Genomic DNA, 22,707 nt, shown 5'->3' with positions numbered 1-22,707 from the left:
GTGTCATGCTAGGGCAAAACGTTCGGGCGGCGCGACAGTTTGCCGGAGGGAAACACGATGGGCGATGACCCGGCCATGGCGGGCGAGAAGAACGTCGAGCTGAGGCGTGATGCCGAGGGGCTCGCGCTCGTGGGCGACGGCATGGTGCTGCGCGCGGATTTCTCGCGACTGCTGCCCCGGCTGCGCCCGGACCGCCTGGGGCGAGAGCTGCTCGTGCGCGCGGCGCGCGTGCGCGGCGTCCCCGATCCGCGCGCCGTTGACGCCACGGCGGGGCTCGGGGAGGACTCGCTGCTTCTGGCGGCGGCGGGGTTTACGGTCACGATGTTCGAGCAGGACCCGGTGATCGCGGCGCTCCTGCGCGACGCGCTCGAGCGGGCGGCTGACGATCCGAGGCTCTCGGCTATCGTGGGACGGATGGAGCTCGTGGAGGGCGATTCGGTCTTTGGGCTGCGTGCGCTGGGCTTCTCGCCCGACGTGGTGTTTCTGGACCCGATGTTTCCCGAGCGCACCAAGAGCGCGGCGGTGAAGAAGAAGTTCCAGCTTCTGCACCATCTCGAGCGGCCGTGCGACAACGAGGGGGAGCTGCTGGACGCTGCGCTGGCGGCGCGCCCGCGAAAGGTCGTCATCAAGCGGCCGCCCAAGGGGTCGTGGCTCGCGGGCGCCAGGCCGAGCCATTCCGTTGCGGGCAAGGCGGTCCGCTATGACGTCATCGTGCCACCGCGGGACAGCGGGGGACATCCTGCGTAATCCGTCGATTGTCGGTGATTTCTGGGGGAGGGGTTAAGTACTGCCCGTCAGATAGCATTTTTTGACCTGCGGTTTTGTGGTGGCTCAAGAGCCTGTACTCAACGTGTTCGTCAAAAATCACCGACAATCGGAGCGCATGCTCGCGCGCCGCCGTCAAGGGGCGTCCCACGCCTCCGCCCGACCTCGTCTCCGGTAGAATTGGGGCATCGATTCCCCGTTCAAAGGAGCTGGCATGGACCTCCCGAACAAGCGCCCGGACAACATGGAGCGCATCACCACCCCCGAGCTTGCGCAGGCCTTCATCGATGAGCAGGTCGAGGCCGTCCGCGCGCAGGTCGGCGACAAGAAGGTCCTGCTGGCCCTCTCCGGCGGCGTGGACTCCTCCGTGGTGGCCGCGCTGCTCATCAAGGCCATCGGCAAGCAGCTCATCTGCGTGCACGTGAACCACGGCCTCATGCGCAAGGGCGAGTCCGAGCAGGTCGTCGACGTCTTCAAGAACCAGATGGACGCCAACCTCGTCTACGTTGACGCCACGGACCGCTTCCTCGACCTGCTGGCCGGCGTGGCCGAGCCCGAGCGCAAGCGCAAGATTATCGGCGCCGAGTTCATTCGCGTCTTCGAGGAGGAGGCCCGCAAGGTCGCCGACGACGTGGACTTCCTGGCGCAGGGCACCATCTACCCCGACATCGTGGAGTCCGACGGAGTGAAGGCCCACCACAACGTGGGCGGCCTGCCCGACGACCTGCAGTTTGAGCTCGTGGAGCCCGTTCGCCTGCTCTTCAAGGACGAGGTCCGCGTGGTGGGCCGCGCGCTGGGGCTGCCCGAGGGCATGGTCGAGCGCCAGCCGTTCCCGGGCCCGGGCCTCGGCGTGCGCTGCCTCGGCGCCATCACCCGCGACCGCCTGGAGGCGCTGCGCGAGGCCGACGCCATCCTGCGCGAGGAGTTCGCTGAGGCGGGCCTGGCCGGCAAGGTCTGGCAGTACTTCGTCGTGGTGCCCGACATGCGCGCGACTGGCGTGCGCGACGGCAAGCGCGCCTACGACTGGCCGGCCATCATCCGCGCCGTCAACACCGTCGACGCCATGACCGCCACCGTGCCCGAGCTCGACTGGGCGCTGCTCAAGAAGATCACCGACCGCATCTTGGCCGAGGTGCCGGGCATCTGCCGTGTGACGTACGATCTCACGCCCAAGCCCGTCGGCACAATCGAGTGGGAATAAGTAATTTAACTAAATTAACGGGTGCCCCGTCGCTTCCGAGTGGCGGGGCACCCGCTTTACCAGCGAGAAGAACGGAGACTTGATGGACCTCGCGGAAGTGCGGCAGCGCATGGCCGACGGTCGGCTCTACGCTTGCAACAGCCCCGAGCTCTTTGCTGAGCAGGAGCGCCGGCGCGACGTGCTGGACGCTTACAACGCGCTGCCGTTCAGCAGCTCCGAGGAGCGCGACGCGCTTCTCGCCAGGCTCGTCGCCGAGGTGGGCGAGGGCTGCATGATCGAGCCGCCGTTCCACGCCAACTGGGGCGGCGCGAACCTGCACCTGGGCAACAACGTCTACGCCAACATGGGCCTCACGCTGGTGGACGATGCGGACATCTTCATCGAGGACGACGTCATGATCGGTCCCAACGTCACCATCTGCACGGCGTCGCACCCCGTCTCGCCGCGTCTGCGCGCAAAGGGCCTGCAGTACAACAAGCCCGTCCGCATCTGCGCAGGCGCGTGGCTCGGTGCGGGATGCGTGGTGCTGCCGGGCGTGACGGTGGGCGCGGGCTCGGTGATCGGCGCGGGAAGCGTGGTCACGCGTGACGTGCCTGCCGGTGTGGTTGCCGTGGGCAACCCGTGCCGCGTGCTGCGCGAGATTTGCGAGAAGGACGATCGCGTCTACGACCACAACAGGCCGGTCGAGAAGCCCTGGTTCGATGCGTGACGCTGGTTTGCTGCGTGACCTGGCGGTTGCCGGTCGCTCGCTTGAGCGTGCCGAGAGGACTCGCCATGCTGCGGAGGGAGCCCATGACCCTACGGCCACGCCGTACTTCGTGCTCGAGGATCTCCTCGGAGGGTTGGATCTCGTCGCCGACTCCCATCTGCTCGACGTGGGCTGCGGCGCCGGCCGCGTGCTCGCATACTTTGTGGGTGCGGCGCTGCCCGGGCACGTGACGGGCGTTGAGCTGGACCCGGCGCTCGCGGCGGAGGCGGCCGCGTGGTCCGCGCGCTATCCCAACGTGAGCGTGGTCGCGGGCAGCGCGCTCGACCTCCCGCTCGCCGACTATACGCATGTCTATCTGTTCAATCCGTTTGACACGCCGGTGCTCGCGGCGTTTCTCGACAAACTGGAGTGCGAGGCCGTGGGCCCCGTGACGCTCGTGCACATGTCGGACAACGGCGAGTGGCCGGCCTATGTCGGCCGAGCGCGCTGGACCGTGCTGCGCGAGGGCACCTTCGAGCTGCCGGGCGAGGAGGGCGACTGCCCGCAGCACTTCACGGTAAGACAACTCGATTTCACGTAGGGGACCGATTTCACATCAGTTGCCGTTTTTTCGCTTGCGCTACGTTGAAGGTGCTATACAATCCTCCCAACTGGAAACGTTTCCAATCCGAAGAGGGAAACGAGGAGCGAGAAAGGAACGCCCATGAGCACGTGGCTCGACGACGCGGTCTTCTACGAGATCTACCCGCAGAGCTTCAACGACACCAACGACGACGGCATCGGTGACCTTCAGGGCATCATCGAGAAGCTCGACTACGTGCGCGAGCTGGGTGCTAACGCTCTCTGGCTCAACCCGTGCTTCGCGTCCCCCTTCGGCGATGCGGGCTACGACGTGGCAGACTACTGCCAGGTGGCCCCGCGCTACGGCTCCAACAAGGACCTCGAGCGGCTCTTTGCTGAGGCGCATGCCCGTGACATGCATGTTCTTCTCGACCTTGTGCCCGGGCACACCTCCATCGAGCATCCCTGGTTCAAGGAGTCCTGCCGGGCCGAGCCCAACGAGTTCTCGGGCCGCTACGTCTGGACCGATGACGTATGGACCCCGGTGGGCGACGTCCCGGGTGTGAACGGCGTGCTGCGCGGCATCGCAGAGCGCAACGGTGCCGTGGCCGTGAACTTCTTTGCTTTCCAGCCTGCTCTCAACTACGGCTTCTATCGCGTGACCGAGCCCTGGCAGAGCGCGATGGACTCGCCGGAGGCTCTTGCCACGCGCCAGGCCATGAAGGACGTCATGGCGTTCTGGCTGGACCGCGGCTGCGATGGCTTCCGTGTGGATATGGCGGGCTCGCTCGTGAAGGACGATCCCGAGCAGGAGGGCACGATCGCCCTCTGGCAGGACATGCGCGCGTTCCTGGACGAGCGCTACCCCAACGCCGTGCTCATCTCCGAGTGGGGCGAGCCCGACAAGACCATCCGCGCGGGCTTCCACATGGACTTCCTGCTGCAGTTTGGCACGTCGCACTACATGGACCTCTTCCGCTGCGAGCACCCGTGGTTCGCGCGAGAGGGCGCGGGCGACGCGAGTGAGTTTGTGGCCACGTACCGCCGCAACATGGAGCTCACGGACGGCAAGGGCCTCATGTGCATCCCGTCTGGCAACCACGACATGGACCGCATGCGCAAGTTCCTTGACCCGGAGGAGATGAAGCTGGCCTTTGCCTTCATCCTGTCCATGCCGGGATGCCCCTTTGTCTACGCCGGAGACGAGATTGGCATGCGCCATCTGGACGTGATCTCGGTCGAGGGCGGCTACCAGCGCACGGGTGCGCGTTCGCCGATCCAGTGGGACGCGGCCGAGCCCAACTATGGCTTCTCAGGAGCGTCTGCCGATTCTCTCTACATCCCGCAGGACGCGGGCGACGACGCGCCTACGGTAGCGGCCCAGATGGCCAGCGACTCCTCGCTCTGGCGTGAGGTCCAGCGACTCATCGCGCTGCGCCGCTCCACGCCGGCCCTCGGCGTGAACGCGGCGGTGGAGTTCGTCCACTGCGAGAAGAACGCGTATCCGCTCGTCTACCTGCGCACGGAGCGCGGGGAGGGTGGCCAGCGCGTGCTGGTGGCCCTCAACCCCGCCGCACGCGAGGTCGAGGTCCCGTGCGACTTTGAGGCTGCGCGCGTGCTCTATGCGCTGGGTGACGAGGCCTATCTTGCCGGTGGCGTGCTGCATGTTCCCGCCGCCTCCGCCACGTTCTTCGAGCTCTAGGGAGTGCGTGACGCGGGGGCCGGGCTGGCTCGCCCCGTCCCCGCGTCACGCACTAGAATCGTCGAGACAGAGCATCCGGACGGAATCGACCCCTTGGAGCGTCGGTTCTGTCCGAATCCTCTGTCTCGACGCTCGGTCGTGGGCCGTTCGTCACGGTTCGTCACGCAAAGGTCCCCTCGCGCAGCTCCCGGTACGCCCGATCGAGCTCCTCGTTGGTGTTCATGACGATGGGGCCGCCCCAGGCGATTGGCTCCCGGAGCGGCTGGCTTGCGACGTAGAGAACCTCCGCTCCGCCGTCGCCCGCGGCGATGGTCAGCCGGTCGCCCCTCGTGAGGCGTGCCGCCGTCTTTTCCGAGACGGGCTCGCCCGCAACGCGCACGCTGCCCGTCAGCGTGAAGACGAAGGCGGTGCGCTCGGGGTCGAGCACGAGCGAGGTCTCAGATTCCGGCTCAAGATGGATGTCGTAGTAATCGAGAGGCAGGTAGGACCCTTCAAAGCCATGGACGTCCCCATATGTTCCCGCGAGGACGCGCAGGCGGCCGCCCGCAAGCGTAACCTCGGGGATGCTCTCGCGGCGGATGGCGTGATAGCTCGGGGGAACCATCTTGTCCCGTGCGGGGAGGTTGAGCCAGAGCTGGACCCCGAGCAGGCGCGTGACGCCCGGCATCATCTCCTCGTGCAGGATGCCGGAGCCCGCCGTCATCCACTGGACCTCGCCGTCGCGCACGGTGTCCTCGTGTCCGAGGCTGTCGCGATGCCGCATGGCCCCACGCGCGATGAAGCTGATCGTCTCGATGCCGCGGTGCGGATGCAGTGGGAAGCCGGCCTCCCAGTCCGCGGGGTCGGTGCTGTCAAATGAGTCGAGCATGAGGATGGGGTCAAAGCGCTCGGTTGTCTGCGGTCCGAGTACGCGCACGAGGCTCACTCCGCCCCCGTCCTCAGTGCGAAATCCCCTCACGCGTTCAGCAACGGTGCGTTCCATCGGATACCTCCCTTTCGTGTCCTGACGGGCCTATACCCGACGTCCCCCGGATGATTCATATGCTATTGCGATGCTCACATTTTGTGCATCGGTTGCGGGCGGGGGGATGACGAGAGGACGGGGCGGCGGGACCTCCGTCCCGACCCGCGTGTCAAATTGGCGTTGAGAGGCGCTCGTCCTTCTCGGCTGCTATGCTTAGCTGCGGATATACAGCCCTGTCAACGCCACGCAAGGGGGACCAATGCTCAAGGACAACGCCATCTGGATGGGCGTGGGCGCCGAGCCCGACAACAAGCCCGTCAGCCTGCTGCTCGACCAGGCCAACCGTCACGGCCTCATCGCCGGCGCGTCCGGCACGGGCAAGACCGTGACGCTCAAGGTCATGGCCGAGGGCTTCTCCAAGGCGGGCGTCCCCGTCTTCATGGCCGACGTCAAGGGCGACATCACCGGCATGTGCTCAGCCGGCGAGGACACCGAGGACATGCAGAAGCGCATCAAGAAGTTCGGCCTTGAGGGCTTCACCTACGAGGGCTGCCCCGTGCGCCTGTGGGACATGCTCGGCGGCCAGGGGATTCCGGTGCGCATCACCGTCTCCGACATGGGCCCCTCGCTCCTCTCGCGCCTGCTCGAGCTCACCGAGGTCCAGGAGGGCGTGCTCGACATCGTCTTCCGCATCGCTGACGACAAGAACCTCCTGCTGATCGACCTCAAGGACCTGCGGTCGATGCTCAACTACGTGGCCGAGAACGCCAAGCAGTACGAGACCACCTACGGCAAGGTCTCAAGCCAGTCCGTGGGAGCCATTCTGCGCAAGCTCATCTCGATTGAGGACGAGGGCGGTGACGTCTTCTTCGGCGAGCCGGACCTCGACCTCGCCGACTGGTTCGCGTGCACCCCGAACGGGCAGGGCTACGTGAACGTCCTCAACGCCGCCAAGCTCATCCAGAGCCCGCAGATCTACGCGATGTTCCTGCTGTGGATGCTCTCGGAGCTCTTTGACACGCTGCCGGAGGAGGGCGACCTCGAGAAGCCCAAGTTCGTCTTCTTCTTCGACGAGGCGCACCTGCTCTTCAATGACATGCCGGGCGAGCTTCTGGACAAGATCGTCCAGGTGGTCAAGCTCATCCGCTCCAAGGGCGTGGGCGTCTACTTCATCACGCAGTCGCCGAGCGACATCCCCGACGAGGTGCTCGCCCAGCTCTCCAACCGCGTGCAGCACGGCCTGCGCGCCTACACGCCGGCCGAGCAGAAGGCGGTACGCGCCGCCGCGCAGTCGTTCCGCGAGAACCCGGCGTTCAAGAGCGAGGACGTCATTCTGGAGCTGGGCACCGGCGAGGCGCTGGTGAGCTTCCTGAACGAGGACGGCCAGCCCGAGGTCGTGGAGCGCGCAAAGATCCTGCCGCCGCAGTGCCTCATGGCCGCCGCGCCCGAGACCGACCTCAAGGCCGCGCTCGATGCCCAGGCCGACCTCATGGAGAAGTACGGCGAGGCCGTGGACCGCGAGAGCGCCTTCGAGCAGCTGAGCGCGGAGGCCGAGAAGGACGAGGAGGCCGAGCGCCTCGCTGAGGAGCGCGCGGCCCTTGAGAAGGAGAAGGCCGAGCTCGAGAAGTTGAAGGCCAAGGAGGCCGCCAAGGCCGAGCGGGAGGCCGAGAAGGCCGCGGAGCGCGAGGCTCGCGCCCGCGAGAAGCAGCAGGAGCAGATGATGAAGGGCATCGGCAAGATTGCTGGCCAGATCTTCGGCACCTTCGGCCGCGAGGCCACGCGCCAGATCACCCGCAATCTCTTTGGCGGTCGCCGCCGTTAAAGGGCGCGTGCCACTGGCGTCAGGTTTATTTGGCACGCGGCCTACGCGTGCCAAATAAACCTGACGCCAGTGGCACGCCCGCCCCCTTTTACGCGCGGCGTCTGAGCTGACGCTCGCGCATCTCGCTCACCTCGGAGATCACCCAGAAGGCCGTGGGGTCGACGGACGTTATCATCTCGCGGATGGTCCAGAGCTTGCGCCGGGGGATGACGCTGAGCAGTGCCCTGCCCTCCTGGCGCGTGTAGCCCTGCTCGATGGGGATCACGGTGACGCCCGCGTCCTGCTCCCGCAGAATGTTCTCGCGAATCGCCTCATGCTCGGTCGAGAAGATGAGAAGCTGGACCTGCGAGCGGCCCATGACCATGACCCGGTTCATCACGATGGTGAGCAGCGTCAGGGCGAGCACGCCCAGCAGCACCTGCTCGAAGTTGGAGAAGGGGAGCTGGCAGGCGATGACGCAGACGTCGATCGCCCAGAGCAGGGCCGAGACGTTGGCGTGCAGGTACTTGTGCGCGATGAGGGCGATGACGTCGCTGCCGCCCGACGAGCCGCCAGCGCGCAGGATGAGTCCCGTTCCAGCTCCCATGAGCGCCCCGGCGCAGACCGCCGCGAGCATGGGCTCATCGGTGAGGTGACCAAATGGCAGCGTCTCGAGGACGGACATGGCAAGCGGGTAGGCGATTGTGCTGAAGATGGTCGACGCGGCGAAGTGCCGTCCGAGGATGAGCGCGCCCAGCAGGAAGAGCACCCCGTTGACGGCCAGCACCACGAGCGAGAGCGGCAGGGGCGCCAGATGGGTGATCACGAGCGAGATGCCGGTCGACCCGCCGAGCACGAGGCCGTGCGGGACGATGAAGAAGGTGACGGCAACGGCCACGAGCGCGTTGCCGAGCGCGATAGAGAGTAACTTGATCAGCCTGTGCGACATGGTTCTCCATCTGTGCGTTGGGGGCAGTTCCCAATGTACCGATGGGCAGCCCCTTTGTCATGTCATCCGGCCTGCACGGCCCATTCGCGGAGGAGCGCGCGGTAGCGTCCGGCATAGCGGCTCCCGCGCTGCCAGATGAGCGAGAAGTCATGTTCGATGGGAAGGTCCCTCGGCGTCACGTCCACAAGCGTCCCGGCTGCGAGCTCTCGCTCAACGGCCACGCGGTAGAGAAAGCTCACGCCCGCTCCGGCGGCCACGCAGGCCTTGATCGCGGGGATGCTCGCGAGCTCTATGACACCGGCGAAGTCATCCACGGAGAGGTCCCGTGCCGCGAGGTGGCGCTCGAGGATCTCTCGGGTGCCCGAACCCGGCTCGCGCAGCACGAGCCGCCGGGCGAGAAGTTCGGTGACGCTCGCGGGACGCTTCCCGGAGGCCGCCACTGCCAGGTACGGCTCGCGCGAGAGGACCTCGCCCTCGAAGAGCTCCCCGTCGAACGAGCCCTCAACCAGCGCGAAGTCGATCTCTCCGGCCTCGATGAGCTCCACGAGCTCGGCCGTGTTGCCCGTGCGCAGGTAGATGTGCTCGTCCGGGTGGCGTCCCAGGTGCTCTGCCAGCAGGCGCGGCGCCACGTAGTCCGCAATCGTGCGGGTGCAGCCGAGGCGCAGTGGCGGGCGCTCGTCCTTCTCGCCCTGCAGGGACCCGAGCTCTGCGCGTAGTCGCATCTCGTCGTTCTCCGCTACGTCAAGCGCGCGGTAGAGCAGATGTCCCGCCGGCGTTGGCTCCACGCCGCGGCCGGCCTTCGAGAAGAGGGCGCAGCCGTAGTATGCCTCGATCTGTCGGATGTGCTGCGAAACCGCTGGCTGGGTGACGTGCAGCTGCTCCGCGGCGCGCGTGAAGCTGCCGGAGCGATACACGGCGAGGAACGTGTGCGTGCGGTAGTCGAGCATGTCCTCGTCCTCCGGATATCGATAGAAACGCTTATGGGTTCATAAGCAATACGACAGAAAGAATTATATATACAGGGAGTAGGCTTGCGTCAGACAGCTAGGCCGACGGAGGGACATCCGCATATGGAACTCATCAAGGACTTTGGAAAGATGTGGAGAGGTGTGCTGTTTGCGCTGGCCATCGCCGTGCCGGCATGGCTTCTGGGCAAGCGGTTCGAGGTCATTGGAGGCCCGGTCTTCGCCATCCTCATCGGCATGGTGCTCGCCCTGCTGGTGCCGGCCGAGAAGGGCGATTCGCTTGTCGCCGGCGTCAAGTTCACGTCCAAGAAGGTGCTTCAGTGGGCGGTCATCCTGCTGGGCTTTGGCCTCAACCTCGCTCAGATCGCGCGGGTGGGCCTGACGTCGCTGCCCATCATCCTCTCGACCATTGCCACCTCGCTCATCGTCTCGTACGTGCTCTGCCGCACGCTCAACATCCCGAGCAAGATTTCCACGCTCATCGGCGTGGGATCTTCCATCTGCGGCGGTTCGGCCATCGCGGCCACCGCTCCCGTGATCGAGGCGGACGACGAGGAGATCGCCCAGGCCATCAGCGTGATCTTTCTCTTCAACGTGATCGCCGCGCTCGTGTTCCCCACGCTCGGCGGGATGCTCGGTCTCACCAACGAGGGCTTCGGTCTTTTCGCGGGCACGGCGGTGAACGACACCTCCTCCGTTACCGCGGCCGCGGCCGCGTGGGACGGCATGCATCCCGGTGCCAACACGCTCGATGCCGCCACCATCGTGAAGCTCACGCGCACGCTGGCCATCATCCCCATCACGCTGGCGCTCGCGTTCTGGCAGCTCCGTCAGGCTCGCCGCGCGGGCGGCGAGGTGAGAAACACCTTCAGCCTGCGCCGGGCGTTCCCGACGTTCATCGTGTTCTTCGTGCTGGCGAGCGTGGTGACCACGGTCTTTGCGCTGCCGGCGGTCGTGACCGCCCCCATCAAGGAGCTCTCCAAGTTCCTCATCGTCATGGCGATGGCGGCGATCGGCTTCAACACCAACATCGTCAAGCTCGTGCGCACGGGCGGCAAGCCGATCCTCATGGGCCTCTGCTGCTGGGTTGCCATCGCGTGCGTGAGCCTCGGCATGCAGCACCTCCTCGGCATCTGGTAGTCGGGTGCGGGCCGTGCCGCTGGCGTCAGGCTTATTTGGCACGCGCGGATCGCGTGCCAAATAAGCCTGACGCCAGCGGCACGGGAGAGAAACCCGTCCCCGATTACCACGCCCAGGTGCGGAGCTCGTCTGCGCTGGGATCTCCGTTGAGCATCCTGCCCTCGAGGACCGTGGCGCCCGGCGCGAGCGACGCCATGCGCCGCGGCGCCTTGCCCAACCCGCTGCTGCCGCTCGTGGCAAACGGGATGACCTTCTTGCCGGAGAGGTCGTGCGCCTCGAGGAAGGTGTCGATGATGCGCGGCTCAACGTACCACCAGATGGGGAAGCCCACGAATACGGTGTCGTAACCGCTCACATCGAGAGCGTCGCCCGCAATGGCCGGGCGGCACTTCTCGTCGGTCATCTCATGTGAGCTGCGGCTGTTCTTGTCGCGCCAGTCGAGGTCGGCGGCGGTGTAGGGCTGCTCGGGCACGATCTCAAAGAGGTCGGCGCCGACGGCCTCCGCCAGCCTGCGAGCGGCGCGCGCCGTCGTGCCGGTGGCCGAGAAGTACGCAACGAGGGTTCTCATGACAGCTCCAATCATATAAGAAACACTACGTCGCTTATATGATATCCCACCGATGTTCAGGCTAACCACTTTGCGAAGACTCCGTCTGTCTTAGCGGCTGCGGGACGCTTCTCGTGATATCAAGGTAGCCGGCCGACTCCCCGCGCTCCTTGGGAAGACAGACATTTGCGTTGTTGTCCGGTCGCGCCGATGGCCTCTCTGCATGGGATGCCCTGGGGGTCGGAGGGCACATGAGCGGGGGCGAGAAGAGCGAGCTGGCGGCGGAGGTCGCGCCGGGCGGGGCCGAGCGCGCGGAGCACGGTGAGGCGCCGGTCAAGGAGCCCTCCCGACGGCTTGGGGAGGACTTTGGGAAGGGGTTTGACGAGCGCAATTTCCGCTTCACGCGTCGGTTCTATCTCGCCTTCCCGATTCGGAACGCGCTGCGTACCGAATTGAGCTGGACGCACCACCGCCGACTTATGCGCGTCGCGGATTCCGAGGTGCGCATGTGGTGCACGAACGAGTGCGCCGAGAGCAACTGGAGAACGCGCGAGCTCATGAACGAGGGGGACGATCCGCCCGTGGGCATCGTGCTCCGCGCCGACAGGAGCGACTCGCTCGTCGAGTACACTCTCCTTGAGGACAACGCACAGTTATTCGCCGCCAAGGATCTCTCGCGCCCGCCCTCCAGGGAGGAGCTGGCGCTCGAGCTGAGCGCGGAGTACCGCGCGCTTGACGAGGCGGCGGTGGGCTGACGGGGAGGTTGCTTGATCTACGTCATCGACTCGCCGGAGCATCCGCTTGACGTGGCGGCGGCTGCGGAACGGCTGCGCTCACGTGTGGTGAGCGTGCCGGTGGCCGACTGGGGCGATGCGCTCACGCCGTGGCCCGCTCCGGCGCTGCGCCCGGGCGAGAAGGACTTTGGAGGGCATGCGGACGAGACGCTCGCCTCGCTCGCCGATGCGCTTGACGCGGCGCCCGGCCCTCACGCCATGTGCGGCTACTCGCTCGGCGGGCTCTTCGCGCTCTACGCGTTCGTGCGGGAGCCGCGCCTTGCGGCGTGCGCGTGCCTCTCGGGTTCGGTCTGGTACGAGGGCTGGGTCGAATGGCTGCGCGCGAACGCGCCGGACTGTACCGGGCGCTACGCGTACCTCTCGGTGGGGAAGAAGGAGAAGCGCGCGGGCCTGCCGTTTCGCCACGTGGAGGAGGACCTTGCCGCCTGTGCGGACATCCTGCGCGGCTGTGGCTGCGAGGTGGATGTGGCGCTTGGTCCCGGCAGCCACATGCAGCACGTGACCGAGCGCCTCGCCGCGGGCCTCACCGCACTCGACGCCAAATAGGGGACGGGTTATTTCTCTCAGGGGAAACGGGACAGGCCTCGGCGCAGGCCTGTCCCGTTTCCCCTGAGAGAAATAACCCGTCCCCCTTTACGTTATGAAGTGCATCACGAGTGCCACCATCACGTCCTTCTCCTCCGGTTTTGACTCGGCGATGAGGATGGTCATGGCCACGAGTGCGCTGTCGTCGATGGCTTTCTCGCCCGTCGACGTGAACAGCGCGTCATTGCGGTCGAGGAAGTACAGGAATACCGCGGCCGCGATGCGCTTGTTGCCGTCGAGGAAGCTGTGGTCCTTCACGACGAAGTAGAGCAGATGCGCGGCCTTCTCCTCAAGGGTGGGGTAGAGGTCATGGCCGTCGAAGCTCTGGAAGACGTTTCCGATGGCGCCCTTGAACGACGCGTCCTTCTCCACGCCAAAGAGCGTGCTATCTCCGCCGAAGCGCAGGGAGTCGATTACCTCGCGGCACTCCTCGTAGGTGATCTCTCGTGTAGAGGGCGTGCCCTCGGGCGCCGTCACACTGAGGTGGTCGTAGTCGTCCAGCAGGTCGAGCGCCCCGGTGTAGCTCTGGACGATGTCGAGGATCTGGCGGGACTCCAGGCTCTCGGGGACCCGCGCCATGATCCTGGCGACCTGACCCAACTGTTCGAGCCGTCGCTCGTTCTCCGCGTGGCCGGCTACGATGTAGCGACGCAGCACGTCCGTGGCCCAGCGGCGAAACTCGACGCCGCGCGCGGACTTCACGCGGTAGCCGACGGAGAGAACCATGTCGAGGTTGTAGTGCTCCGTCTGGTACGTTTTGCCGTCGCGGGCAGTTGTCGCAAATTTTGCGACAACTCGACTCTCGGACCCGGCAAGCTCCTCCCGCAACGCGTTGGCGACGTGCTTGCCGATGGTCTTGACGTCGCGCCCAAAGAGGGTCGCGAGCTGCGCGCGGCTTAGCCATACGTCCTCACGTTCCGGGTCAAGCATTACCGGCAGCTCGACCGACCCGTCCGCGGACTCAAACAGTACGATGCTCTTCTCCGTGCCCATGCGTGCCTCCGTTCTACCGCTCCTTCGATAGAACAAACGTACGCCATAGGCCGGACAATAATGAGGTCTCGTCCGGTCTGTAGGCTGGGGGCAGCCCCCAATCTACAGACGCATGTAGAGCAGCGGGTAGGGGCGGCCCTCCTCGTCCGTCTCCGTGCGCTGGTATGTCGAGAAGCCCATGTGCTCGTAGAAGCCAACGGCCTGCGGGTTCTGCTCGTTGACGGTGAGCTCGCTGACGCCGAGGCTCTCGATGCCGTAAGTGAGAAGCGTGCGACCGAGCCCCTGGCCGCGGGCGCTGGGGTCGAGGAAGAGCATCTCGAGACGACCGTCCTGCACGCCCATGAAGCCTGCGGGCGCGCCGTCCTTCTCGGCAACGACGAGCGTCTCCACCCCCATGAGCGCCTGCGGGACGAACGGCTTGATCGTCGCGACCTCCTCCTCGGAGAGAAACGCGTGCGTGGCGCGCACGGAGCGCCCCCATACGGCGACGAGCTGCTCAACGAGCTTCGGCGTGCGCTCGGTGACAGGACGGATCTCCACGTTGCTGGCGTCCATGCGGGTCCTCTCTCCCTGGCTGACAGGGCAGATGATAACCGACAGGGAAAGGGGGACGGGAAAGGGGGACGGGTTATTTCTCTCAGGGGTTCTGGGACAGGCTAGCGGCCTGTCCCAGAACCCCTGAGAGAAATAACCCGTCCCCCTTTCCCTAATACAGCGTTGCGCCGCCGAGCTGCTGATGGCGCACGAGGTCGCCGAGCAGCCACTTCACCGTGCCCAGATCAAAGTGGTCGAAGATGGGCGGGAAGCTCGGGTCCTCCATGCGGGCGAACGCGGCGAGGTCCTCGGCGTCCAGCGCGAAGTCAAAGACGTCGAAGTTCTCCTCCATGCGCTCGCGATGCACGGTCTTGGGGATAACGATGACGTCGGACTGGACGAGCGCGCGCAGGATGACCTGACCCACGGTCCGCCCGTGCTTCTCGGCAAGGGCGAGAAGGGCCGGGTTCTCGAAGATGTGGTTGCGCGCCTCCGCGAAAGGCGCCCATGCCTCGTGCACCACCCCGAGCTCGGCCATGTTCTCATGTGCGACGCGCTGCTGGCGGAACGGGTGCGTCTCGATCTGGTTGACTGCGGGCGGCACCTCCGCCAGGCAGCAGAGGTCCACGAGGCGCTCCGGATAGCAGTTGGAGACGCCGATCGCGCGCAGCTTGCCAGCATGATAGGCGTCCTCCATCGCACGCCAGGCGCCTGTGTAGTCGCCCATCATCTGGTGAAGCAGCATGAGGTCGATGTGGTCGGTCCGCAGGCGGCGTAGGGACTCGTCGATCGAGGCCGCAGCGCGCTCGTAGTTCATGTTGGAGACCCAGACCTTGGAGGTGATGAAGACCTCGTCACGCGGCACGCCGGACTTGGTAACGGCGGCGCCCACGCCCTCCTCGTTGTCATATGCCTGCGCGGTGTCGATGAGGCGATAGCCCACGGAAAGGGCCTCGGTCACGCAGCGCTCCGTATCTGCCGGCGGCGTCTGGTACACGCCAAAGCCGAGCACGGGCATCCGTACGCCGTTGTTCAGAATCCTGTACTCCATCGTTCCTCCTCTGCGTGCAAAAGCGTGCAAAAGTGCCTGTCCCTTTCGCACGCCCTACGCCTGCTTGCTGTAGTCGTTGTGCGTAAGGACAAAGTCCGGCGCGTCCTCGGGCACCACGTAGTACGGGCGCTGCGGCAGGGCGTTCACGCGCGCCATCTCGTCCGCGGTGAGCTCAAAGTCAAAGACGTCGAGGTTCTCGCGTAGGTGCTCCGCGCTGCGCGTGGTGGGGAAGACCACGTTGCCCTCCTGCAGGTGCCAGCGCAGCACGACCTGCGCCGGCGTCTTGCGGTGCTTCTCGGCCAGCTCCTGGAAGAGCGGCTCGGCGAGAAGGCCCTTGTCGCCATGGCCGAGCGGGTACCAGCCCTCAAAGACGGCGCCCTCGAGCCCGCGAGAGGCGAGCGCGGCCTTGTACTCGTGCTGGTTCCAGTAGGGGTTGATCTCAACCTGGAACACGGACGGCTTGATCGTGGCGACCTCGAGGATCTGGTCGACCTTGTGGAGCGGGAAGTTGGAGAGGCCGATCGCGCGGGCCTTGCCGGCGCGCACCGCCTCCTCCATGGCGCGCCAGCCGGAGACGTAGTCGCCGTAGGGCTGGTGGAAGAGCATGAGGTCCACGTAGCCCAGGCCCAGGCGCTCGAGGGAGGCGTCGATGTCCGGGCCGCACTGCTCGTAGGGGTAGCTCTGCGGGAAGAGCTTGGTGGTCACGAAGAGGTCCTCGCGGCGGGCGCCGGACTCGCGGATGGCGCGGCCGACCGCGACTTCGTTGAAGTAGGCGTTTGCGGTATCGATGTGGGTGTAGCCGGCGGCGATGGCCTCGGGCAGGCAGCGCTCGACCTCCTCGGAGGTCATGGTGTAGACGCCGTAGCCGAGCTGTGGGATGGGCCGACCGTTGGAAAGCGTGAGGCTCTGCATGTCCTTCTCCTTTGATTGATTGCGTATATGCATATGATTTGACGAGAAGAACCTGTTGTAAAATGCCAACCTAGAAAGTAATGATGCGTCAAACGCATGAGACAAAGGGGACGGGTTCATTTGTCTCACCAGACTCATGAGACAAATGAACCCGTCCCCTTTGTCTCATGCAAGAAGGATGGTGCCCATGGAGCTCGAGCAGCTGCGCCAGCTTGATGCCATTGCGCGGGAGGGGACGATGTCGGCGGCGGCGCGGGCGCTGCACATCTCGCAGCCCGCGCTCAGCCGCTCCATCCAGCGGCTGGAGGCGGACCTCGGCACATCGCTCTTCTCGCGTGCGGGCAGGGGCGTGACGCTCAACGATGCGGGGCGCGCGGCGGTGGAATGGGCCCGGCAAATTCTGCGCGACGAGCGGCTCATGCGCGATGCGATAGATGCCGCGGCTCGTCGCGCCCGCGCCCTTCGCGTGGGTACGGTGGCCCCGGCGCCGCTCTGGCGCCTCACGAGCCTCATGGTCGAGGCGTTTCCCCGCGAGACGCTCACCTCGGAGATCGCGGAGGGGTCGGCGGTTATCCGCGGCGTGCTCGACGGAACCTTTGACCTTGGCATCGTTTGCGAGCGACCGGCGAGCCCGCTTCTGCGCTCCCGCGAGCTCATGCGCGAGAGCCTCTCGGTCACGCTTCCGCCAAACCACCCTCTTGCCTCGCGTTCGTCCGTACCGCTGGCGGAGCTGGACGGCAGCACCTTCCTCATTCTCACGGGCATCGGCTTCTGGAGAGGGCTCGTCGAGCGCGCGCTCCCGCACGCGACCTTTATCGAGCAGGATGACCGCGTGGTGTTCACGCAGCTCGCGCGCACCACGCCGCACTGCACCTTCGTGACGGACGCACCGTACATGGAAAACGACGCCGTTCCCGGCCGCGCGGTCGTGCCGCTCGAGGACGACGAGGCTCGCGTGACGTTCTATCTTGTGGCGCGCTCTGGCGCGGCGGGCCTCGCCTCCCGGCTCTTCGACTGGGTTGCGTAAGCGGGAAGGGGGACGGGTTATTTCTCTCAGGGATTCTGGGACAGGCCGCTAGCCTGTCCCAGAATCCCTGAGAGAAATAACCCGTCCCCCTTCCCGCTAGCTCGTCATGAAGTGGAGGGCGATGTTGCTCAGAAGCGAGAGCACCGGGGCGAGGAAGCACAGGAGCGCTCCCGTGATCGAGCAGAGCATGCCGATGGCCGTGGTGAGGCTCTTGCGGTAGTCGGCCTTCTTCGCGCGCCGCGCGAGCACGATGCCGGCGACGCCGACGAAGCCGCCGATGACCTGCAGCCAGATGAACGGGGTGAATGCCGTCGCGAGCGAGAGCGCGCCGAGCACGATGGACGCGATGTCCATGGGACCTCCCGAAAGAAGCGTGAACGATTCCATACATCATACGCCACGGCGACCTGGCGTGCCTGAGCGAGGCTACCCCTCGTAGTCGTGGAGCACGGCCTCGATGTTGTTGCCCTCGGGGTCCAGCACGAAGCAGGCGTAGTAGCCGGGCTCGTAGTCGCGCGGCCCGGGCGCGCCGTTGTCCGTGCCGCCCTGGAGCGCGGCCTCGTAGAAGGCCTGCACGTCGTCGGTGGTCCTGGCGAGCCAGGCGTAGTGGCTCGGCGACGGGGTCACGCCCTCCTTGGCGGGGGAGATCCAGACGGAGTCGCCGTCCTCGTCGTTCACGAACTGCGTGCCGCCGGGGTACTCGACGCCCTTGCGGTAGCCGAGCGTCGCCATGACGCGCTCGTAGTAGGGGACCATGACCTCGGGGTCGGACACGCGGATGATCAGGTGGTCGAGCATCGGGGGATCCCTTCTCGCGGACTCGTCGTGACCCCATTGTGCCGGGACGGGCCGCTCGGCGCCGCGTGCCGTCGGCGAGCGAGATTTCCGAGGCCGGGGGTGGGAATTCCCGTTGACAACTACCTTGCGTCGTTTCGTAGCGTTGGCCGAGTACAGCCATAACGCGTCAATCGGCAGACACGAGAAACGAGACCGAACATGAGACATGCCAAACCGCTGTTGCTGACAGTACTTCTCGCCCTCGTCATCGGCGTCGCGCTCCCCGCGGGCGTGGCCCGGGCGGAGTCCTATCCCGGGGACTCGCTGGACAACCCCTATCTTCTCGACGCGAGCCAGACGGTAGAGAACCCCTTCCCGGACAAGATCTCCGACGAGGACATCGCCACGATGAGCAAGCAGGGGCCCCTGCTCTCCGATAGGGTCATCCGCAAGCTCGAGGTCGAGCTCACCGACGGCGAGCGGATCCTCCTGCCGACCAACTTCGAGGGCGGCACCGTGACCACGCCCGGCAGCGTGATTCCCCACGACTTCGTCCAGGAGCACGAGGGGCGCATCCGCAGCATCACCACCTACTACGTCTTCCCCGCCTCGGAGGACCACGAGAGCACTGTGTGCCTGGGCACCTGGGCGTATTCTGCCTATCTCCAGGGGAGGGTGTCCGGCGACCCGGATAACCACGTGGTGCGGGCGGCCCCGCGCACGCGGGTCCTGCACAACGGCCAGGAGATGGACCCCAAGCTCAACTACTTCTCCTTCAAGACGATTCCCACCACCCAGTACTTCGAGACGACGACGGAGTTCCCGGAGGACGCCAAGATCTCGAACATCTACACCCTTGACCTCCACGGCGTGCGCCGCTCCTTCAAGTACGGGTACGGGCGGGTCGGCGTGAGGATCTACATGCACCGCACGTACCTCTTCCCCACGGCGACGTTCCACTTCGTGGACGAGGCGGCCTATCGCGGCCTGACGGGCCAGCCGTCGGGCGCCGTCGCCAAGCGCAGCGACGGCGAGCCGGTCTTCTCGGTCGGCCCCTTCACGCGCCTGGACCTGACCGACCTCGCGCCCACGCTCACCACGAGCGACTTCTATGACGACAGCGGCGCCATCGACACCGAGCCCATGCTCAACCCCGAGGGCGGCACCGCACGCTCGCGCTACTGGGATCCCAAGGGCGCCGTTCCCAAGGGCGACGTCAAGCCCACCTACGCGCAGCTCACTGCCACCGAGATCCCCGGATACGTCTACGTGGACGACGACATCGACCAGCCGACCGGCGCGGGCGACCTCGACAACGCGACCCTCGACCCCGCCATCGTCGACGGCAACTGGAAGTACGACAAGGACTACTACCTGCTCTATCGCCCGCTTCCCGTGCCCGTCACGGTGCGCAAGGTCGACGCGGAGAGCGGGTCGGGCGTCGGCGGGGCGTCGTTCAGCCTGTATGCCGTCAGCGACGGCAAGGAGGTGCTCGTCCGCTCCGGCCTCATGAGCGACGGCGAGGGCCGCGTGTCCGGCCTTGTGGGGGCGGATGGCAAGACGTATGACGACCTCGTCGCCATCGCCAAGGGAGACGCCTACGACCCCGCGACGGGCGCATACGCCGTCGGTGAGTCGCTCTACCTCACGCCGGGAGACTACGTTCTGCGCGAGGACATCGCCCCGCGTGGGTACGACCGCGCCGACGACCTCGCCTTCACGGTCCAGCCGCTTCCGTTCACGACCTCCGGGGAGGGCGAGGCCGTGACCCACGAGCTCGGGGAGCTTCCCAGCTACACGGTCTCCGAGCAGCGCTCGCGCGCGGTGCGGGTGGTCATCCACTACATCGACGTCACCGGGTCGGGCAAGGGGTCCGGGCACGTCCCCACGGACGGCACGGAGCTGACCGAGCACGTCCAGAACCACGACGCGGTCCCCGGGGGGTCGTTCGATAACGAGCTCTGGGACTACGCCTCTGCCGGGTACCGGCTTGTCGAGAAGGACGATGGCGCCGACGGGGACACGCTCCCGCCGGATGCCCCTGACGTGACGCACTACTACGTCTACCTCACGCGCGAGAAGGACGTCGTTCCCCCGGAGCCGCCCGCGGGCGGGGGCGGCAAGACGACGACCCCGGGGACGAAGGAGGCCGCCGGGCGCCTCGCGCGGCCTGCCGTCCCGGATACGGGCGACGCCTCGACCGCGGCCCATCTCGCGCCTCTCGCGCTTTTTGTGGGTGCCGCTGCTGTTTGCGGGTCATGGCTGATGTGGCATACAAGCTCGAAGAAAAATTGAGACTAGGTTTGTGGCAAAAACATCATTTTTGGAAAAGTGTGGTCTGAGTGATAACAGACTGGGTAACCGTTACGTATAGTCACGAACCACGCGAGGGGGCAGAGATGTCAGAGTATTGGACCGTTGGAGAGTTCGCGCGGCGCGCCGGGGTGACGGTGCGCACCGTGCAGTTCTATGATCAGCAGAAGCTGCTCGCCCCTTCCGCCAAGGGGCCGCAGAACCGTCGCCTCTACTCGGAGGAGGACGAGCGCGAGCTGCAGAGGATCCTCGTCCTCAAGTTCCTGGGAAACTCGCTCTCCGACATCAGGAAGGTGCTCGCGCACAAGCTCGACGGCGTCGAGCTCTCGGAGCTCATCGACCGGCAGGTCGAGCTGCTCGGGCGCGACCTCGTGCGGCTCATGCACCGCATGTCCGCCCTCCGCGCCCTCAGGGCGCAGGTCAGCGACGGCGAGAGCCCCGACTGGGCGGGCATCGCCGGGCTCATCGACGAGGCTGGGTCCAACCCGTCCACGCTCAGGCACTCGATGCACGAGCAGGACTCCCGCCAGCCCGCCGACGGTCGGGACGAGCTCGCGCAGTGGCAGGACGTCATCGTGACGGCGCTCGGTCTCATGGCGGCGGGCGTCTCGCCGGACGACCCGTGGGCGCATGAGATCGCCCTTCGCTACGTGCGCCTCTGCGACCGGTTGGGACAGCATCGCCCGAGCGAGTTCATCCCGCTTGACGACTCGACGACGGTCCCCGACCGCGAGTCGCTCGACGAGCTGCGCCGCTCCGTCGACGAGTATCTCGCCTCTGCGGGGGCCGAGGCCCTCTCCCTTCCGGAGGACCGCGCGGCCGAGCAGGACGAGCTGATCGCCTGACGCTTGCGGCCGCGCTCGGCGGGAACGCGGCGACCCCCAGAAGCCAGCGGGCCGCCTGGCCGCGACGCCTTGCGTGTCGCTCCAGGCGGCCCGTTCTTCTCGCCCAACGTCCGCGGTCGGCACGAGGGGCGGTGGGGGCGTCGGCGGGCGTGCGGCCGGCTACATCCCCGGGAAGCCCGTCTGGCGCAGCGCCTCGTAGAGCACGATCGCCGCGGCGTTCGAGAGGTTGAGCGCGCTGATGCGGTAGTCCTCGGGGTTCACGAAGTTGCCGCAGACGTCCCGGGCGAGCAGCGCAGGGTGCCCGTCCTTCTCGCCCGGCGCGTGCCAGCTCTCCGCGTTGTCGAGCGATGCGGCGTCCGGCAGCATGGGGATGCGCTCGCAGCGACTCGCGTGCGCCGCGAGAAGGGCCTCGGGCAGCCCCACGCTCTCGCAGCCAAAGACGAGGAAGTCCCCGTCGGCGTAGCGCGCCTCGGCATAGGTGCGGCGCGCCTTCTTGGTGAGGAGGTGCAGGCGCGAGTCGTCTGCGGAGAGCCCGTTCCTCTCGACAAACTCATCCCAGCTTGCATACACCGTGACATTGAGGCTCTCCCAGTAGCCGAGGCCCGCGCGATGCAGCGCCCGCTCGTCCAGCGAGAAGCCGAGCGGGCCCACGAGGTGCAGCCGCGAGCCCGTGACCACGCAGGTGCGGCCGATGTTTCCGGTGTTCGCCGGGATCTCCGGAGCTACGAGCACGACGTTGAACAAGCCTGTCTCCCTCTCGGTTGGTCGGGGCGTCCGCCGTCCCTGAAATCGGTGTGCAATCACCGGGATAGTGCGAAGCTCGGGGGCGTGCGTAATGCAGTCATCGGGATAGTGTGAAGCAATTTCCTCAGATTCGCTCATTGTAATTAAATACTAGATACATTCAACTGAGCTTTTGTTGAGGGGGTACTTGAGGTGGGCCCAAAAACGCTTCGCACTATCCCGGTGACTGCACAGCACACGCCCCCGAGCTTCGCACTATCCCGGTGACTGCGCACCTTGCCGCCGGCTTCCGTGGAAACGCATGCGTCAGAAGGTGGATGAGTCTGCGCCCAAGGGCTCAGTCCGGAGTCGTGCTGTGCGGTCGCTATAATTGCCAGTGCAGCATACCCCAATCGAAAGGGATTCCCATGATCAAGGAGCTGGTGAAGGACGAGGCCGTCCTCTCCGTGCCGTGCGAGCCCGCCACCGCCGAGGATGCCGTCGTGGCGCAGGACCTCGTTGACACCCTCGCGTCCATCGATGACGCCGTCTGCCTCGCCGCCAACCAGATCGGCGTGACCAAGGCCGTCATCGCCTACCAGGACGACGACGGCAACGCCCACGTCATGTACAACCCCAGGGTCCTCATGGGCCTCGGCGGCGCCAAGGTCGAGGAGGCCTGCCTCTCCCACGAGGAGCCCGTGCGCGTGACGCGCTTCGCCAAGATCAAGGTGTCCTTCGACGAGCTCGTGGACGGCCAGCTCAAGCCCCGTCGTCGCGACTACATGGGCTGGACCGCGCAGATGATCCAGCACATGGTCGACCACTGCAAGGGCAAGCTGGTCTAGC

General features: G+C 66.2%; 24 protein-coding genes. 13 read left to right on the top strand and 11 right to left on the bottom strand.

Translation table 11 applies throughout. From position 1 onward, the window contains the following. The first annotated feature begins 57 nt into the window (after positions 1-57). The 5 genes from E0L17_RS04655 to E0L17_RS04635 all read left to right on the top strand — a co-directional run bounded on the left by E0L17_RS04655 (position 58) and on the right by E0L17_RS04635 (position 4,938). On the top strand, positions 58-747 hold the full coding sequence (locus E0L17_RS04655; RefSeq protein WP_167930085.1) for a class I SAM-dependent methyltransferase: 690 nt from the start codon (positions 58-60) through the stop codon (positions 745-747). 232 nt (positions 748-979) lie between these two features. Next, on the top strand, positions 980-1,966 hold the full coding sequence (gene guaA, locus E0L17_RS04650) for a glutamine-hydrolyzing GMP synthase (RefSeq protein WP_167930084.1): 987 nt from the start codon (positions 980-982) through the stop codon (positions 1,964-1,966). An 82-nt stretch (positions 1,967-2,048) separates the two neighbouring features. Further along, entirely contained in the window at positions 2,049-2,675 is a 627-nt protein-coding gene (locus E0L17_RS04645) for a sugar O-acetyltransferase (RefSeq protein ID WP_167930083.1), read from the top strand. Beyond that, positions 2,668-3,255, top strand: a complete 588-nt coding sequence (locus E0L17_RS04640; RefSeq protein ID WP_167930082.1) for a class I SAM-dependent methyltransferase — start codon at positions 2,668-2,670, stop codon at positions 3,253-3,255. Before E0L17_RS04645 ends, E0L17_RS04640 begins: the two co-directional genes overlap by 8 nt. A gap of 123 nt (positions 3,256-3,378) precedes the next feature. Beyond that, positions 3,379-4,938 (top strand): alpha-amylase family glycosyl hydrolase, encoded by a 1,560-nt coding sequence (locus E0L17_RS04635; protein WP_167930081.1) that lies wholly within the window; start codon positions 3,379-3,381, stop codon positions 4,936-4,938. A 160-nt stretch (positions 4,939-5,098) separates the two neighbouring features. On the opposite strand, the gene E0L17_RS04630 is transcribed toward E0L17_RS04635, so the two are convergent. After that, positions 5,099-5,854, bottom strand: a complete 756-nt coding sequence (locus E0L17_RS04630) for a pirin family protein (RefSeq protein ID WP_353652950.1) — start codon at positions 5,852-5,854, stop codon at positions 5,099-5,101. 307 nt (positions 5,855-6,161) lie between these two features. Between E0L17_RS04630 and E0L17_RS04625 the strand changes: the two genes are divergently transcribed. Then, positions 6,162-7,724 carry a helicase HerA-like domain-containing protein gene (locus tag E0L17_RS04625; protein ID WP_167930079.1) on the top strand — a complete coding sequence of 521 codons (1,563 nt, stop codon included), beginning with the start codon at positions 6,162-6,164 and terminating at the stop codon, positions 7,722-7,724. Between the two features lie 88 nt (positions 7,725-7,812). On the opposite strand, the gene E0L17_RS04620 is transcribed toward E0L17_RS04625, so the two are convergent. Both E0L17_RS04620 and E0L17_RS04615 read right to left on the bottom strand, forming a co-directional pair. After that, a complete protein-coding gene (locus E0L17_RS04620; protein WP_167930078.1) occupies positions 7,813-8,652 on the bottom strand; it encodes a YitT family protein in 840 nt (279 codons plus the stop codon). A 62-nt stretch (positions 8,653-8,714) separates the two neighbouring features. After that, positions 8,715-9,599 (bottom strand): LysR family transcriptional regulator, encoded by an 885-nt coding sequence (locus E0L17_RS04615; RefSeq protein ID WP_167930077.1) that lies wholly within the window; start codon positions 9,597-9,599, stop codon positions 8,715-8,717. 123 nt (positions 9,600-9,722) lie between these two features. Here E0L17_RS04615 and E0L17_RS04610 point away from each other — a divergent pair, with 123 nt between their 5' ends. Next, a complete protein-coding gene (locus tag E0L17_RS04610) occupies positions 9,723-10,757 on the top strand; it encodes a YeiH family protein (protein WP_167930076.1) in 1,035 nt (344 codons plus the stop codon). Positions 10,758-10,860: 103 nt separating this feature from the next. Here the strand turns inward: E0L17_RS04610 and E0L17_RS04605 are convergent, their stop codons facing one another. Further along, on the bottom strand, positions 10,861-11,325 hold the full coding sequence (locus E0L17_RS04605) for a flavodoxin (RefSeq protein WP_167930075.1): 465 nt from the start codon (positions 11,323-11,325) through the stop codon (positions 10,861-10,863). A gap of 230 nt (positions 11,326-11,555) precedes the next feature. On the opposite strand from E0L17_RS04605, the gene E0L17_RS04600 reads away from it, so the two are divergent. Beyond that, positions 11,556-12,059 (top strand): DUF1016 N-terminal domain-containing protein, encoded by a 504-nt coding sequence (locus E0L17_RS04600; RefSeq protein ID WP_167930074.1) that lies wholly within the window; start codon positions 11,556-11,558, stop codon positions 12,057-12,059. Positions 12,060-12,071: 12 nt separating this feature from the next. Continuing rightward, positions 12,072-12,644 (top strand): alpha/beta hydrolase, encoded by a 573-nt coding sequence (locus E0L17_RS04595; protein WP_167930073.1) that lies wholly within the window; start codon positions 12,072-12,074, stop codon positions 12,642-12,644. Between the two features lie 87 nt (positions 12,645-12,731). On the opposite strand, the gene E0L17_RS04590 is transcribed toward E0L17_RS04595, so the two are convergent. From E0L17_RS04590 to E0L17_RS04575, 4 genes are all read right to left on the bottom strand, one after another. Continuing rightward, positions 12,732-13,676: a virulence RhuM family protein/type II toxin-antitoxin system death-on-curing family toxin gene (locus E0L17_RS04590; protein ID WP_167930072.1), complete on the bottom strand. Its 945-nt coding sequence runs from the start codon at positions 13,674-13,676 to the stop codon at positions 12,732-12,734. Between the two features lie 102 nt (positions 13,677-13,778). After that, positions 13,779-14,231: a GNAT family N-acetyltransferase gene (locus tag E0L17_RS04585; RefSeq protein ID WP_167930071.1), complete on the bottom strand. Its 453-nt coding sequence runs from the start codon at positions 14,229-14,231 to the stop codon at positions 13,779-13,781. Positions 14,232-14,382: 151 nt separating this feature from the next. After that, the gene (locus E0L17_RS04580; protein WP_167930070.1) at positions 14,383-15,261 is read right to left on the bottom strand and encodes an aldo/keto reductase; all 879 of its coding nucleotides are present in this window, start codon (positions 15,259-15,261) and stop codon (positions 14,383-14,385) included. A 54-nt stretch (positions 15,262-15,315) separates the two neighbouring features. Further along, entirely contained in the window at positions 15,316-16,173 is an 858-nt protein-coding gene (locus E0L17_RS04575; protein WP_167930069.1) for an aldo/keto reductase, read from the bottom strand. 187 nt (positions 16,174-16,360) lie between these two features. On the opposite strand from E0L17_RS04575, the gene E0L17_RS04570 reads away from it, so the two are divergent. Further along, positions 16,361-17,200 (top strand): LysR family transcriptional regulator, encoded by an 840-nt coding sequence (locus E0L17_RS04570; protein WP_167930068.1) that lies wholly within the window; start codon positions 16,361-16,363, stop codon positions 17,198-17,200. A gap of 96 nt (positions 17,201-17,296) precedes the next feature. Here the strand turns inward: E0L17_RS04570 and E0L17_RS04565 are convergent, their stop codons facing one another. Together E0L17_RS04565 and E0L17_RS04560 are read right to left on the bottom strand one after the other, a co-directional pair. Further along, the gene (locus E0L17_RS04565; protein WP_167930067.1) at positions 17,297-17,554 is read right to left on the bottom strand and encodes a hypothetical protein; all 258 of its coding nucleotides are present in this window, start codon (positions 17,552-17,554) and stop codon (positions 17,297-17,299) included. A 72-nt stretch (positions 17,555-17,626) separates the two neighbouring features. After that, positions 17,627-17,998, bottom strand: a complete 372-nt coding sequence (locus E0L17_RS04560) for a VOC family protein (protein WP_167930066.1) — start codon at positions 17,996-17,998, stop codon at positions 17,627-17,629. 198 nt (positions 17,999-18,196) lie between these two features. Here E0L17_RS04560 and E0L17_RS04555 point away from each other — a divergent pair, with 198 nt between their 5' ends. After that, positions 18,197-20,272, top strand: coding sequence for a SpaA isopeptide-forming pilin-related protein (locus tag E0L17_RS04555; protein WP_167930065.1), 2,076 nt, complete (start codon positions 18,197-18,199; stop codon positions 20,270-20,272). A 104-nt stretch (positions 20,273-20,376) separates the two neighbouring features. Further along, positions 20,377-21,135: a MerR family transcriptional regulator gene (locus E0L17_RS04550; protein WP_167930064.1), complete on the top strand. Its 759-nt coding sequence runs from the start codon at positions 20,377-20,379 to the stop codon at positions 21,133-21,135. Between the two features lie 159 nt (positions 21,136-21,294). On the opposite strand, the gene E0L17_RS04545 is transcribed toward E0L17_RS04550, so the two are convergent. Next, positions 21,295-21,879: a tRNA (cytidine(34)-2'-O)-methyltransferase gene (locus E0L17_RS04545; RefSeq protein ID WP_167930063.1), complete on the bottom strand. Its 585-nt coding sequence runs from the start codon at positions 21,877-21,879 to the stop codon at positions 21,295-21,297. A 407-nt stretch (positions 21,880-22,286) separates the two neighbouring features. Between E0L17_RS04545 and E0L17_RS04540 the strand changes: the two genes are divergently transcribed. Beyond that, positions 22,287-22,706 (top strand): peptide deformylase, encoded by a 420-nt coding sequence (locus E0L17_RS04540; RefSeq protein WP_167930062.1) that lies wholly within the window; start codon positions 22,287-22,289, stop codon positions 22,704-22,706. Position 22,707: the final 1 nt, after the last annotated feature.

It is taken from the genome of Olsenella sp. SW781 (assembly GCF_012027725.1).
In the GTDB taxonomy this organism is placed as follows: domain Bacteria; phylum Actinomycetota; class Coriobacteriia; order Coriobacteriales; family Atopobiaceae; genus Thermophilibacter.
This window is presented reverse-complemented; position numbering and strand designations above follow the sequence as displayed.

What these genes read in the sequence shown, in the direction of transcription:
- E0L17_RS04635 (WP_167930081.1), top strand. Translation starts at nt 3,379, where the DNA reads ATGAGCACGTGGCTCGACGACGCGGTCTTCTACGAGATCTACCCGCAG.
- E0L17_RS04605 (WP_167930075.1), bottom strand. Translation starts at nt 11,325, where the DNA reads ATGAGAACCCTCGTTGCGTACTTCTCGGCCACCGGCACGACGGCGCGC.
- E0L17_RS04555 (WP_167930065.1), top strand. Translation starts at nt 18,197, where the DNA reads ATGAGACATGCCAAACCGCTGTTGCTGACAGTACTTCTCGCCCTCGTC.
- E0L17_RS04570 (WP_167930068.1), top strand. Translation starts at nt 16,361, where the DNA reads ATGGAGCTCGAGCAGCTGCGCCAGCTTGATGCCATTGCGCGGGAGGGG.
- E0L17_RS04565 (WP_167930067.1), bottom strand. Translation starts at nt 17,554, where the DNA reads ATGGACATCGCGTCCATCGTGCTCGGCGCGCTCTCGCTCGCGACGGCA.
- E0L17_RS04615 (WP_167930077.1), bottom strand. Translation starts at nt 9,599, where the DNA reads ATGCTCGACTACCGCACGCACACGTTCCTCGCCGTGTATCGCTCCGGC.
- E0L17_RS04620 (WP_167930078.1), bottom strand. Translation starts at nt 8,652, where the DNA reads ATGTCGCACAGGCTGATCAAGTTACTCTCTATCGCGCTCGGCAACGCG.
- E0L17_RS04590 (WP_167930072.1), bottom strand. Translation starts at nt 13,676, where the DNA reads ATGGGCACGGAGAAGAGCATCGTACTGTTTGAGTCCGCGGACGGGTCG.
- E0L17_RS04550 (WP_167930064.1), top strand. Translation starts at nt 20,377, where the DNA reads ATGTCAGAGTATTGGACCGTTGGAGAGTTCGCGCGGCGCGCCGGGGTG.
- E0L17_RS04625 (WP_167930079.1), top strand. Translation starts at nt 6,162, where the DNA reads ATGCTCAAGGACAACGCCATCTGGATGGGCGTGGGCGCCGAGCCCGAC.
- E0L17_RS04655 (WP_167930085.1), top strand. Translation starts at nt 58, where the DNA reads ATGGGCGATGACCCGGCCATGGCGGGCGAGAAGAACGTCGAGCTGAGG.
- E0L17_RS04540 (WP_167930062.1), top strand. Translation starts at nt 22,287, where the DNA reads ATGATCAAGGAGCTGGTGAAGGACGAGGCCGTCCTCTCCGTGCCGTGC.
- E0L17_RS04645 (WP_167930083.1), top strand. Translation starts at nt 2,049, where the DNA reads ATGGACCTCGCGGAAGTGCGGCAGCGCATGGCCGACGGTCGGCTCTAC.
- E0L17_RS04575 (WP_167930069.1), bottom strand. Translation starts at nt 16,173, where the DNA reads ATGCAGAGCCTCACGCTTTCCAACGGTCGGCCCATCCCACAGCTCGGC.
- E0L17_RS04610 (WP_167930076.1), top strand. Translation starts at nt 9,723, where the DNA reads ATGGAACTCATCAAGGACTTTGGAAAGATGTGGAGAGGTGTGCTGTTT.
- E0L17_RS04600 (WP_167930074.1), top strand. Translation starts at nt 11,556, where the DNA reads ATGAGCGGGGGCGAGAAGAGCGAGCTGGCGGCGGAGGTCGCGCCGGGC.
- E0L17_RS04560 (WP_167930066.1), bottom strand. Translation starts at nt 17,998, where the DNA reads ATGCTCGACCACCTGATCATCCGCGTGTCCGACCCCGAGGTCATGGTC.
- E0L17_RS04585 (WP_167930071.1), bottom strand. Translation starts at nt 14,231, where the DNA reads ATGGACGCCAGCAACGTGGAGATCCGTCCTGTCACCGAGCGCACGCCG.
- E0L17_RS04640 (WP_167930082.1), top strand. Translation starts at nt 2,668, where the DNA reads ATGCGTGACGCTGGTTTGCTGCGTGACCTGGCGGTTGCCGGTCGCTCG.
- E0L17_RS04580 (WP_167930070.1), bottom strand. Translation starts at nt 15,261, where the DNA reads ATGGAGTACAGGATTCTGAACAACGGCGTACGGATGCCCGTGCTCGGC.
- guaA (WP_167930084.1), top strand. Translation starts at nt 980, where the DNA reads ATGGACCTCCCGAACAAGCGCCCGGACAACATGGAGCGCATCACCACC.